The sequence below is a fragment of the Litchfieldia stipae genome, from assembly GCF_014837155.1.
Taxonomy (GTDB): Bacteria; Bacillota; Bacilli; order Bacillales; family Bacillaceae_L; genus Litchfieldia.
In genome coordinates, this window is record NZ_JACYHA010000001.1 from 317,515 (window position 1) to 330,645 (window position 13,131).

At 36.8% G+C, this 13,131-nt stretch carries 10 protein-coding genes; 2 read left to right on the top strand and 8 right to left on the bottom strand.

Annotated elements, in window-relative coordinates; translation table 11 throughout:
- Positions 1-43: 43 nt before the first annotated feature.
- Positions 44-1,480, bottom strand: coding sequence for an NAD-dependent malic enzyme (locus F7888_RS01535; RefSeq protein ID WP_225228531.1), 1,437 nt, complete (start codon positions 1,478-1,480; stop codon positions 44-46).
- A gap of 107 nt (positions 1,481-1,587) precedes the next feature.
- Complete coding sequence (locus tag F7888_RS01540) at positions 1,588-2,850, bottom strand: MFS transporter (protein ID WP_191776549.1); 1,263 nt, start codon at positions 2,848-2,850, stop codon at positions 1,588-1,590.
- 102 nt (positions 2,851-2,952) lie between these two features.
- On the opposite strand from F7888_RS01540, the gene F7888_RS01545 reads away from it, so the two are divergent.
- Positions 2,953-4,062, top strand: coding sequence for a mechanosensitive ion channel family protein (locus F7888_RS01545; protein ID WP_318246212.1), 1,110 nt, complete (start codon positions 2,953-2,955; stop codon positions 4,060-4,062).
- Positions 4,063-4,598: 536 nt separating this feature from the next.
- On the top strand, positions 4,599-5,048 hold the full coding sequence (locus tag F7888_RS01550) for a S1 domain-containing RNA-binding protein (protein WP_191776553.1): 450 nt from the start codon (positions 4,599-4,601) through the stop codon (positions 5,046-5,048).
- A gap of 113 nt (positions 5,049-5,161) precedes the next feature.
- Here F7888_RS01550 and F7888_RS01555 read toward each other — a convergent pair whose 3' ends face one another.
- The 6 genes from F7888_RS01555 to F7888_RS01580 all read right to left on the bottom strand — a co-directional run bounded on the left by F7888_RS01555 (position 5,162) and on the right by F7888_RS01580 (position 13,117).
- Positions 5,162-6,844, bottom strand: coding sequence for a glycoside hydrolase family 13 protein (locus tag F7888_RS01555; RefSeq protein WP_191776555.1), 1,683 nt, complete (start codon positions 6,842-6,844; stop codon positions 5,162-5,164).
- 243 nt (positions 6,845-7,087) lie between these two features.
- Positions 7,088-7,909 (bottom strand): carbohydrate ABC transporter permease, encoded by an 822-nt coding sequence (locus tag F7888_RS01560; RefSeq protein WP_191776557.1) that lies wholly within the window; start codon positions 7,907-7,909, stop codon positions 7,088-7,090.
- Complete coding sequence (locus tag F7888_RS01565) at positions 7,909-8,772, bottom strand: carbohydrate ABC transporter permease (RefSeq protein WP_225228532.1); 864 nt, start codon at positions 8,770-8,772, stop codon at positions 7,909-7,911. Before F7888_RS01565 ends, F7888_RS01560 begins: the two co-directional genes overlap by 1 nt.
- A gap of 145 nt (positions 8,773-8,917) precedes the next feature.
- The gene (locus F7888_RS01570; protein ID WP_191776559.1) at positions 8,918-10,153 is read right to left on the bottom strand and encodes an ABC transporter substrate-binding protein; all 1,236 of its coding nucleotides are present in this window, start codon (positions 10,151-10,153) and stop codon (positions 8,918-8,920) included.
- Between the two features lie 182 nt (positions 10,154-10,335).
- On the bottom strand, positions 10,336-11,343 hold the full coding sequence (locus F7888_RS01575; protein WP_191776561.1) for a LacI family DNA-binding transcriptional regulator: 1,008 nt from the start codon (positions 11,341-11,343) through the stop codon (positions 10,336-10,338).
- 139 nt (positions 11,344-11,482) lie between these two features.
- Positions 11,483-13,117 (bottom strand): glycoside hydrolase family 13 protein, encoded by a 1,635-nt coding sequence (locus F7888_RS01580; RefSeq protein WP_191776563.1) that lies wholly within the window; start codon positions 13,115-13,117, stop codon positions 11,483-11,485.
- Positions 13,118-13,131: the final 14 nt, after the last annotated feature.

Sequence of the window (13,131 nt, forward strand, 5' to 3'; positions counted from 1 at the left end):
ACAAAGGCACCTCAATGTAAAATAATGTTGAGGTGCCTTTGTTTTATCTTGTTAATTGACTCTCGATTCTAAGTGGATCTTTTCTTGCAACTTCTGTTTGATAGGCCGCCTTTACAACTGCCGCCCTTACCTTCTCAACTACCTTTTGGTTAAATACGCTTGGAATGATATAAGAATCACTCAACTCATCGTCAGAAACGACATCCGCAATGGCCTGGGCAGCAGCGATTTTCATTTCTTCATTGATGACACGCGCCCTACAATCAAGTGCCCCTCTAAAGATTCCTGGGAAGCATAGAACATTATTAATTTGATTAGGATAATCTGAACGTCCTGTAGCAATCACCTTTACATATGGTTCTGCTAAATCTGGATCTATTTCAGGGTCAGGGTTGGCCATTGCAAATACAATCGGATCTCTTGCCATCTTTTTAAGGTGCTCAACCGTTAATATCCCAGGTGCTGATACCCCAATAAAAACATCTGCTCCTTCAATTACATCTATCAAACTTCCACTTAAATTATCAGGATTGGTGAATTGGGCAAATTCATTCCAATTATCGTTGCTGTATTTTTCTTTTCGAGAAATGGCACCATGACGGTCAACACCAATGATGTTTTTTACTCCAGCCCCGGTTAGAATTTTTGCACATGCTGTTCCAGCTGCCCCAATTCCAGTTAAAACGACTTTAATTTCATGTAACTTTTTCCCAGTTAGCTTAAGTGCATTAATCAAACCAGCAAGAATGACAACTGCTGTTCCATGCTGATCATCATGAAACACCGGGATGTCTAACTCTTCTTTTAAACGTTGTTCAATTTCAAAACATCTAGGAGAGGCAATATCCTCTAAATTAATACCACCAAACGCAGGAGCAATCGATTTGACAATTTGTATGATTTCTTCGGTATCCTTCGTATCTAGACAAATAGGAAAAGCATCCACTCCTCCCATTTCTTTAAATAACATCGCTTTCCCTTCCATGACAGGCATAGCAGCCAAAGGTCCAATATCTCCAAGACCTAGAACCGCAGTACCATCAGAAACTATCGCGACTGTATTTCTTTTAATGGTTAGTGAATAGGCTTTACTTGGTTCTTCAGCAATGGCTGTACACACCTGTGCAACACCAGGAGTATATACTCTTGAAAGATCATCACGGTTTTTTATAGGATTCTTAGATTGCATTTCAATCTTCCCACCAATATGTAGAAGGAATGTTCGGTCTGATACGGAAACAACATGTACACCAGCTAAGCTCTTAATCTTGTCTGTGATTAACTGAGAGTGTTTTTGGTCATTTACGTTGATTGTGATGTCTCTGATTGTGTGTGTTTTGCTTGATGAAATGACATCGATCCCGACAATGTCTCCCCCTATTTCACCAATCTCCTTAGCTATATCACTGAAAGTGATAAGCGTTTTATCAATTTGCATCCGAATAATAATGTTCATGCTTGAATTCTTCAAATGCGACATCTATCTTTCCCCTCCCTTGGTTTGAAATCGTTTGCATAACGTTTCAAATGTATTATATCCTATCAATCTACTTCTCGAAACAACTATAAATATATTTTTTCAACTTTTCAAATTATTTCATTTTGTTTACGAAGAATCCTATATAAGATGATACAACAGAAGGAACATAATAAGGCTAATATGCCAATAAAGCTATATCCTGCTTTTAAGCCAATGATTTCATTTCCTACACTTCCATATTTATTAACTAAGTCAATGATTAGACCAATTAACAGATTTCCAATAACACTTGCAATTCCCATTAATGTTACGGTAAAAGTAATAGCAGTACCTGTCCCTTTAGGGTAGCGGAGCGCAAGTAATGCCATGACTGTTGGATAAATTAATGCAATTCCAATACCCGAAATCGCAAATAGAATGGCACCCTTTTCACCTATAAATATAGCTGCTAAACTACAAATTCCTGAAAACGCAGAAAAGAGCATAATCGAAACGGTAAAACCAATCTTATCAGTAACCGGACCAAGAAGCAGTCTTGCAAGCATAAAGAATAAGAAAAACAATGAGAGCATGTTTGAAGCATCCTGAATACTCCATCCATACGCCTTAACCAAATAATTAACAAGCCATCCTCCAACTGAAAGCTCCGATACAACCCCAAACGAAAGAATCGCTACGATTAGCCATGCAATAGGATCTCTCGTTAATGTCCGAAAAGAAATCTTATCTTCTTCGTCTTGGCTTTCTTTGGCAAATTTACTCAATAAAGTTGGGATAATCGGCAAAAGAGAAAACAACAATATCATAAAATACATACCTCTCCAGCCTAACTCACCGCCCATTACATTCCATCCCATCATTGATGCCGCAAAGATAGGAGCAACCGTAGAACTTAATCCATAAAAGAAATGAGAGAGGTTCATCATCGTCCCGGTATTCTTCGTAAAAATTTGCGCGGCCATAATTCCTAAGCCAATTTCAAGCATTCCATTTCCTATGTATAAGAAAAAAAAGGAAGCAGATAAATACGTAAAGCTCGTAGATATGTAAATCGCAACACCTGATAAGGCCATGGATAAAAATGCGATGACTCCAGTCCATTTAATACCAATTCTATCACTCATAAACGAAGTAAAAGAACAGGCTAATAAATAACCAAAAGAATTTAAAGCTAGTAATATACCAAGCTGTGTTTCACTTAAGGAGAAATCTGATTGAATAACGGGAAGCGCTGGTCCTTTAACATTTTCAGACAATCCAAATATAAAAAAACCACCAAAAACAACACATAACGCAACATAATAATGATACTTTGTTTTTCGATGAACCTTTGAAGTCAATGAACGATTATTAGATTCGAAATTATTCATGAATGAACCTTCTCTTTCTTATTTATATATTTAATATTATACTACCTTTTCAGTATTATGTTATTATTGTTTGATGAACGAAGCAAGGAAGGAGAAATGCACATGTTTGAGGAACTTTTTACCTCCTATGAATCACTAGAAAGCTTAGGTATATCGATAGGGATTCTATTAATCTTTCTACTATTTCGAAAGCTTTTTACTAAATATGTTTTTCAATTAATTTTAAGAATCAGTAAAAAAACTCCCACTGATTTTTTCTCACATTTATGTCTCTCATTTGAGCACCCATTACGATGGCTATTTTTAATTATCGGAATCTATGTTTCGGTTGGGTATTTCCCTTATTTAAGCCAAAACAACCCAATATTCCTTGATATTATACGTTCATCTATCATCGCGTTGATCGCCTGGGGCTTATATAACCTTTCAAGTGTATCATCATTTCTATTTACGAAAATGAACGAACGAATGAAAACGGGAATAGACCCTATTCTAATCCCTTTCGTGTCCAAAGCCATTCGATTTATTATTATCGCCATTAGCTTTAGTATCATTGCTCAAGAATTTGATTATGATGTAAATGGTTTTGTAGCTGGTCTTGGCTTAGGTGGCTTAGCATTCGCTTTAGCCGCTAAAGATGCCATTGGAAACCTATTTGGAGGCATTATCATCATTACTGAAAAACCGTTTTCCATCGGTGATTGGATTATGACCCCAAGTGTAGAAGGTACAGTTGAGGATATTAACTTTCGAAGTACTAAGGTTAGAACATTCACCCAGGCACTTGTAACCGTCCCTAACGCAACATTAGCTAATGAGAATATCACGAACTGGAGTCAAATGGGAAAACGACGAATTTCATTTCACTTAGGCGTCACCTATGATACACCTAAAGTGAAGCTAGAGAATACAGTAAGTCGAATCCGCTACTTGTTAAAGAATCACGAGGACGTTCATCCAGATACAATTTTTGTCACTTTTGATCAATATAATGATAATAGCTTAGATATTTTCCTTTATTTCTTTACGAAAACGACGGTATGGGAAGAATACTTATTGATCAAAGAAGAAATTAACTTTGCAATCATGGAAATTCTTGAAGAAGAAAATGTATCTGTTGCATTCCCAAGTAGAACACTCTATTTTAATTCTCAAAACGACGCCATTTCAAAAGTTGCTGCCTCGTTAGAGACAGAAAAGCTACGAGGATAATCAATGTCATTTCATATGGTCAAATTATTAGCGATTTAACGAAAAAGATTGTAAAATCAAATAGTAAACCAATCAGGAAGGAGAACATCATGCTTATTACAAATGAAGCTCGTGACTTAATAAAAGATATGTTCCGGGAACAAAATGCAAATAACATTCGCATCTATTTTGCAGGCTTTGGCTGAGGAGGTCCCAAAATTGGACTAGCTCTGGATGAGCCAGCATCAGAAGATATCATAGAAACGATTAATGAAATAGTTGTAGCGTTTGACCCAGATATTAAATCTGATACAGCAAGCCTTACTTTAGATATTAGTGAGGATAAAAAAGAACTTTCATTAATTGGAAATACAAGTATTTGTTAATCCAAATATAATGAAGCGAGGAACCTAATGGCTCCTCGTTTTTTAAATAGTTTTTTGCTTATGAGCGTTCTCTAGGCTAAAATGACTAATGAGGGATATTGAGCCAATTGATTATCTCTTGAAAATTTGTTATAATACAGTGTTTTTAACATTATTAAGGGGGAACTTTTTTTGTCAATCGAAGTAGGCAGCAAAGTACAAGGTAAAGTAACAGGGATCACTAATTTTGGCGCATTCGTAGAGTTACCTGGTGGCTCAACAGGACTTGTGCACATTAGTGAAGTAGCAGACAGCTATGTAAAAGATGTGAATGACCATCTAAAAGTTGGAGATCAGGTAGAAGTTAAAGTCATTAGTGAGAAAGACGGCAAAACTGCCTTATCCATCAAAAAAGCGATAGACAAACCTGAAGGACAAACATCATCTTATCCACAACGTCAACCACGCCAAGGAAGAGATGATAGAAACTCCAAAGACTTCCGTTCAAAAGGTAATTTCAAGCCGAAGGAAAGCTTTGAAGATAAAATGGCTAAGTTCTTAAAAACTAGTGAAGAGAACCTATCAACACTTAAGCGCAGCACTGAAACAAAACGTGGCGGTAGAGGTGGAAGACGCGGATAGTCTCTTATCTTTAGGGAAAACTTCATTTTATCAATAATGGCGAGTCAGGTTCTGGCTTGCCTTTTTCTATGCAAAAAACCCCTTAACAGTAATCGTTAAGAGGTTCTTTCTTCTTATTTCCCGATATAAACTCTTGCTTCATACGGACGTAATGTAAAGGATGCTGCATCCTCAGCTGAATCCACATCATAATTACCAATTAGTAATTCATTTGCAGTGAATTCAACTTCTTCTGGCTTCTTGAAAGTAAGCTCTTGATCACTGAAATTAGTGACAATTAGTAATTTCTCTCCATTATATGAACGTGTGTATGCATAGATTTGTGGATGATCCTCAAGGATTAAATCATATGCCCCATACACAATGATTTCATGATTCTTACGTAATTTTATTAGCTGCTTATAGTAATTGTATACTGAATTCGGATCTGATACAGCTTGTTTTGCATTGATTTCCTTGTAATTTGGATTTACTTTAATCCACGGCTCACCAGTTGTGAATCCAGCGTGTTCACTGTCATCCCATTGTACTGGAGTTCTAGCATTATCTCGCCCTTTTACATAAATCGACTCCATCACCTTAGCATGATCCTCGTTACCCTCAATTACTTTTTCCTTGTACATATTATGAATTTCGATATCCTTGTATTCGTCAATCGAATCGAAGCGGATGTTCGTCATTCCTAACTCTTCCCCTTGATATACATAAGGCGTACCTTGAAGCATATGAAGGAAGGTTGCTAGCATTTTAGCTGACTCCACTCGATAGGTTGTATCATTCCCAAATCGAGACACCATTCGAGGTTGATCATGATTATTTAGATAGAGACTATTCCAGCCTTTCCCTTCTAAGCCTTTTTGCCATTTTGTTAAATTCTGTTTTAAATCCACTAAATTTAGAGGCTTTAGGTCCCACTTCCCATTAGGACCAGAATCTAAATCGACATGTTCAAAGGTAAACACCATATTTAACTCTTCTCGTTCTTCATCCGTGTACAATTTAGCATCATCAACAGTAGCACCTGGCATTTCCCCAACGGTCATGATGTCATACTTTGATAGTACTTCCTTGTTCATTTCATGAAGGAATTCGTGGATTCGTGGCCCGTTCATGAAGTGCTCTCCACCCCATCCATACTCACCTTCAGGAACGTTTGTCGCATCTGGTAAACCGTCTACCTTAGAAATGAAGTTAATAACATCCATACGGAAACCATCGATTCCTTTATCTAGCCACCAAGTCATCATATCGTATACTTCCTTGCGAAGCTTTGGATTTTCCCAGTTCAAATCAGGCTGTTTTTTACTAAAGATATGTAAAAAATACTCACCAGTTGTTTCATCATATTGCCAAGCTGGCCCACTGAATGCCGAGGTCCAATTATTTGGCTCTTTGCCATCCTTACCTGGTCGCCAGATATAGTAGTCACGATATGGATTATCCTTTGACTTCTTAGACTCAACAAACCAAGCATGCTCATCAGAAGAGTGGTTGACTACTAAGTCCATGATTAACTTCATTCCACGCTTGTGCATTTCTGCTAGGAGCTCTTCCCAGTCCTGCATCGTTCCAAACTCATCCATAATATCCTGATAATCGCTAATATCATATCCGTTATCATCATTAGGTGATTTGTACACTGGTGATAACCAAATCACATCAATTCCAAGTTCCTTAAGATAATCTAATTTTTCTGTAATCCCTTTTAGATCACCAATTCCATCCCCATTACTATCATTGAAGCTTCGTGGATAGATTTGATAAATCACGCTTTCCTTCCACCATGTCTTTTGCATGAAGAACACTCCTCTATACTGATTTTATTTAATGGCTGTTTCCCAAAAAGTTTGTTGTTTTTAGCTATACATTATTTAAAAGATAGAATTCTAGCAGACTGAATACGCTCAAGACTCCCGTGGGATGCGTGAGCCAAAGTGAGACCTCGCAGAAGCCAGACGAGGAGGCTCACCGCTCATCCCACAGGACGCGGAGTGTATTCAGGCTGCGACTATAAAAGCAACAATTTATACAAAAACAGCCTATTTAATTGATCCTTTCATTACTCCACTAATAACCCATTTCTGTGCAAAGATGTAGACAATAACCATCGGTGCAAGTGCCATTAGATAAGAAGCAAAGGCTAAATTATAGTTCGTGCTAAATTGAGATTGGAAGATATACTGAACCAATGGTAAAGTTGCAAAATCACGATCACTTAAGATAACAAGTGGTAGCATGAAATCATTCCAAGCTCCTAAGCAAGTAAGAATCGCAACAGTCGCATTCATCGGTGCTAATAATGGGAAAATAACCTTCCAGAATACTCCCCATGTTGTCGCACCATCGACAATTGCAGCTTCTTCTAATTCTTTCGGAATTGATCGGATATATCCTACATAGATGAAGATGTTGAACGATAAATTGTAAACAATGTATAAAATAATTAACCCGACTAAGTTATCCATACCCCATGCAGCTGTTTGCTTAACAATTGGCAACATGATAATTGGGAACGGGATAAACATTGCACTGACAAAATAATAGAACAAGAACTTATAAAATCGTTTATGGAAATTACGCGCGACTGCATAAGCGACCATTGAGTTAGTAAGAACCGTAAAAATAACAACAAACACAGTAACAAATGCACTATTTCCAAATGCATTGAAAAAGTTCGTCATTTCAATAGCTCTTGTGAAATTTTCAAACTCCCAAGATTTTGGTAGAGCTAATAAATTCCCTGCCATTTCCTGTGGGGTTTTAAGTGCAATCGTAATTGTTAAATATAATGGGAACAAAATGAGTAAGGACGCTAACATTAACAAAATGGTGACCGTCCAATTGGTTTTTTTGTTAGTCATTATTGTCCACCCTCTCTTCTTTCTAAAAATCTTAATTGAATAACTGATACGACAACAATAATGATGAAGTAAATGACAGCATTTGCTGATTGATATGCAAATTGTCCACCTTCAAATCCACCACGATAAATCAATAATGAAATCGATTCTGTTGATTTACCTGGTCCACCACCAGTTAGCGCGACGATTTGATCAAAGACCATCAAGAAGCCCTTCATCGCTAGGACCATATTGATTGTGAAGAATGGGGCAATTAATGGGAAAGTAATGCTCCAGAACTTTCTCCAAATGCCTGCTCCATCAATGCTAGCCGCTTCATATAAATCTTCAGAGATCGTTACAAGTCCAGCTAGATAAAGAATGGTATTGAATGCTACTGCCTGCCATACTGCAACAATAACAATTCCCACCCAAGCTAGGTTCGGATCCCCTAGAATATTTTTTGATAGAAATTCGATTCCTAAGTTTTGACCCATCGTCGGAAGTAAATGAGTAAAGATAAAATTGAAGATAAAACCAACAATTAAAATACTTAGGATATAAGGTAAGAAAAAGACCGCTCTAAGTGTTTTTTGAAATTTAATCTTTGAATTTAATCCAATCGCAATTAACAAACTGAAAATGTTAACTAAAATGGTTGAAATGATTGCAAATTTAAATGTAAATATGTACGCATCAAGTGCACGGTCGTCCTTAAAGACGTTAATATAATTCTTAAGCCCGACAAAATTCCAATTTCCGTACCCCTTCCAATCAGTGAAAGAGTAAAAAATCCCTTGCAAGGCTGGATATGTATGAAAGATGAAGAAAAGGATGAAACCTGGAACTGCCATGAGTAAGAATGCATTGTTTTTCTTATTCAATTATTACATCTCCTTTAGAATGAGGAATCGATTCCATATGTTTTTGTCACATTAATTCCTCAATATCTTTCATTCTGACTCGCTAGAAAGATATTGAGGATATTGTGAACACTTCCTTAAGGAAACCCTCAAGTCTTCTTGTACATTAACGATTAATTACTTTATCCCATTCGCTGTCCATCTTCTTCAGGAATGCTTCTTTGTTTTGTTCAATTAAGAATTCTTGAACGATGTTTTCAGCACCCAAACCAGCTGGATAATAGTGATCAGGGAAGCTTGTAATTAAACCTGATTCAAAGTTTGTTTTGATTCCTTCAAATACTGGATCCTCTTGGAATACATCTTGAATAGCAGAGAATGCTTTTTGTTCCTCTACATATCGAGAAGCTGTTTCTTTACTCATCATAAATTCAATAAATTTCATTGCTTCTTCTTTATGCTCTGTATCTTCATTCATTGTTAATAGAACGTCTACACCAGATACTAATCTATTTTGAGCTGGGTCATTTGTAACCGGCATCGCAAATACTCCAAGCTCGATATCTGGATTTGCTTTTTGAATTTCAGGAATTGCCCAGTTTCCTTGGATATAGAATACTGCTTCACCTTTTGCGAATGCGTTATTACCATCACCGTAAGCTACACCAAAGTTATCTTTGTGACCATAGTCTAGAAGCTGTAGCATTTGATCTGCTGCTTGATCATAGCTTTCAACAAATGTAGTTTCGCCAGCATTTTTTCTTTCAGCAAAATCTTCACCTGCAAGATTTCCACCTAATGAATTCCAAGAAATCATTCCTGTCCATGCATCCTTTAATGTAAAGTAAATTGGTGTTTCACCAGCCGCCTTTACTTCTTCTAAAGTAGCAATGAACTCGTCCCAAGTTGTTGGAATTGTTAGTCCAAGCTCTTCAAACTTTGTCTTATTATAAATTACTGTGTTTGCATTTGTTGCATAAGGTACTCCGTTAACTCCTTCTCCTTCTGGTCCAACAAGGCGGTTAATCATATCAACATAAGAAGGCTGTACGTTTTCTAGAATGGCATCATCAGCAAAATTGTGTAATACACCTGCACGACCTAGCTCACCATAAGTAGCATTACCTGCAATTGACATAAGATCTGGCATATCATTTTTCGTAAGTCTTGTTTTCAGAACTGTTTCAGCTTCAGGTGGTGCATCGAATTTAATTTTGATGTCTGGGTTTTGTTCCTCGAATTCAGCAATTAACCCTTTATATGTTTCAATACTCTCAGTCTTATTTGAGAAAAGCTCTAATGTTACTGTGCCATCAGCATTCCCTCCACTACTACCACAACCAGCTAATAATGAAGCGCTTAATGCAACAGTTACAATTCCTGTAGATATTTTTTTAAACATAGGATAACCCTCCACAATTTTTTATTTTAGTATTGCTCATAAAATGAGACATATACTACCTTTCACAACGTAAACGTTTACGTAAATGACCATAAAAGCATGATCAAATCTTATTCTATCTATCTCACTTGAGTAAACGTTTACGTAAAAAGGTAGAAAATACGGCAAAGCCGTAGGATACCTTAAATAGATCTTACTGTACCTCTTTCAATAATTCGATGAGGCATAATCTTACTTTCAACTTGTTCCGGATTCTCTAGCATATCGAACAAAAGCTTTGTCGCCGTTTCTCCCATTTCCTCTAACGGTTGTGCAACCGTTGTCAATGGTGGAACTGACATTTCTGCGATTTGTATATTATCAAAACCAATAATTGATAGCTCTTCTGGAACACTGATTCCTAACTCATATGCTGCTGAAATCGAACCAATTGCAATTTCATCACTAGCACAAAACAATGCGGTAATATCTGGGTCTTGCTTCATCAAAGAATGGAAATTGGCTTTTCCTTCTTCATATAGAAAGCCGGTACCACAAAAAATAGCGTTTTCAACAAAAGGCAAATTGTAATCTTCAAGTGCTTGCTTATACCCTTGGATCCTTGTCTTTCCAGCAATCGGGTCAAGTGGGTCACCACTAATCATCCCAATTTTCTTATGTCCTTTTTTTATCAAATATTGGACAGCACTATAGGAAGCATGAAAATCATTCACCTTAACGTAAGGAAGTGGAAATGCATATGATTCTGTTGCAAGAAGAACAACTGGAATATTCATTTTTTCGATATATTCATAGTATTCCTCTTTTAATAGTTCACTAGTGAAAATAAGTCCATCAATTCGCTTTTCATTTAGCATTTGCAAATAATTTAGTGTCCTCGATTTCCCTTGCATTACCGTATGACAGGCAATGACACTTGACTCTTTAGAATGTGCAATTTTCTCAACACCAGTTAATAGTTTTCCAGTAAATAGACTTGAAAGACTCGGGAACATAATCCCAATTGTTTGTGTTCGTTTTTTAATCAAGCCTCTTGCTACTGCATTTGGCTGATAACCCAAATCCTCTATCGCTTGTAGAACCTTCACCTTTGTTTTCTCAGAATAACCTGTTTGATTATTCAGTATCCTGGAGACGGTTGCAATTGAAACATTTGCTCGTTTAGCAACATCCTTTATAGTGTAAGTCATATCCCCCATCTACTTTCTTTTACTAAAACGTTTACGTAAGACATCATATCACCATATGAAAGCCTTATCAATAGTTTTTTTAAATTTTTTTATACTAATTAAAAACGCCGCTAAAACTTGTTCAGCGGCATATCTTTTCTTACGCTTGGATTAAATAAATTCTTGCTTCATACGGCTGTAGATCAAGCTTATCATTCTCTTCTGCTTCACCATAATTACCAATTAGTAGACTTCCTGTCGTTACGTTTATCTCTTCTGGTAATTGAACTGACTGTGTTTGCTCTGAGAAATTAGCGATAAATAGAAGTGCCTCTCCTTGATAACGGCGAAGATATGAGTACAATTCTTGCTTCTCCTCAAGAATCGCTTGATAATCACCATATACAAAGACCTTATACTTCTTTCTTAACTCAATTAGTTTTTTATAGAAATAGAACACTGAATCTTTATCCTTTAAAGCATCTTCCACATTAATTTCTGTATAATTGGGGTTAATATTAATCCATGGTGTGCCTGTTGTAAATCCTGCATTCTCCATTTGATTCCAGTGAATCGGTGTTCGACTATTATCACGACTTAAAGGCTGTAAGGATGTCAGCACCTCATCTGGATTCTGTCCCTGGCCAACCAATTCCTTATACTTATTTCTCATGGCTATATCATTATAATCATCAATAGAGTTAAAACGTACACCAGTCATTCCTATCTCTTCGCCTTGGTAAATATAAGGCATTCCAGGTAATGAATGTAGCATAGCTGCAAACAATTTAGCAGATTGAACACGGTATTTCCCATCACTTCCATATCTTGTAACTAATCTTGTATGGTCATGATTATTTAAGAATTGTGAGTTCCAGCCCTTACCCCAAAGTCCATCATACCAACGTTTTTGAATTTCCTTGAATCGCTCCAAATCCCAAGTTGGCATTTCATCACAAACCTCGAAGTGGAATAATGTGTCTAATTCCTTTCGCTTTTCATCTACATATAGTAACCCTTCTTCTGGTGTCACAAATGCCACCTCACCTACTGTTAATGCATCATAGTGGCTAAATACCTTTTCATTCATTTCCTGTAAATACTCATGAACACCAGGGTTATTCGTAAGATAGCTTATATCAGACGGATCTGCTGCATCAGGAAATCCTTCTGGTTTTGCAAGTAATGCGATGGCATCCAAACGGAACCCATTAATCCCTTTTTGAAGCCAATAATGCATCATTTTATAAATTTCATTACGGACTTCTTCATTTTCCCAATTTAAATCTGGCTGTTCAACGGCAAAGGAATGAAAATAATACTGGTCTGTTCCTTGATCATATTCCCAGGTTGAGGGACAGAAATAAGATCGCCAGTTATTAGGTGGTGAGTTGCTATCCTTTCCGTCACGCCATATGTACCAATCTCTCTTTGGATTGTCCTTACTTGATTTTGATTCTTGAAACCAAGGATGTTGGTCAGAGGTATGATTTACCACAAGGTCCATGATCACCTTAATGCCTCGTTTATGTGCTTCTTTCATCAACTCTTCAAAGTCTTCAATGGTTCCTGCCTTTGGCATAACAGAATAATAATCAGAAATATCATATCCATTGTCTTTATCAGGAGAAAGATAAAATGGATTTAGCCAAATCACATCCACACCGAGATTGCTTATGTAATCTAATTTTTTTGTGACACCACGTAAGTCTCCATATCCATCTCCATCTGTATCAAGGAAGCTTCTCCAATATACTTGATATACAACACTTTCATTCCACCATTTCTTTTCCATTTGAATCCTCCACT

Bases quoted from the DNA above. Each gene is read 5' to 3' on its own strand.
- F7888_RS01535 (WP_225228531.1), bottom strand. From the start codon at position 1,480: ATGTCGCATTTGAAGAATTCAAGCATGAACATTATTATTCGGATGCAA.
- F7888_RS01540 (WP_191776549.1), bottom strand. From the start codon at position 2,850: ATGAATAATTTCGAATCTAATAATCGTTCATTGACTTCAAAGGTTCAT.
- F7888_RS01545 (WP_318246212.1), top strand. From the start codon at position 2,953: ATGTTTGAGGAACTTTTTACCTCCTATGAATCACTAGAAAGCTTAGGT.
- F7888_RS01555 (WP_191776555.1), bottom strand. From the start codon at position 6,844: ATGCAAAAGACATGGTGGAAGGAAAGCGTGATTTATCAAATCTATCCA.
- F7888_RS01560 (WP_191776557.1), bottom strand. From the start codon at position 7,909: ATGACTAACAAAAAAACCAATTGGACGGTCACCATTTTGTTAATGTTA.
- F7888_RS01570 (WP_191776559.1), bottom strand. From the start codon at position 10,153: ATGTTTAAAAAAATATCTACAGGAATTGTAACTGTTGCATTAAGCGCT.
- F7888_RS01575 (WP_191776561.1), bottom strand. From the start codon at position 11,343: ATGACTTACACTATAAAGGATGTTGCTAAACGAGCAAATGTTTCAATT.
- F7888_RS01580 (WP_191776563.1), bottom strand. From the start codon at position 13,117: ATGGAAAAGAAATGGTGGAATGAAAGTGTTGTATATCAAGTATATTGG.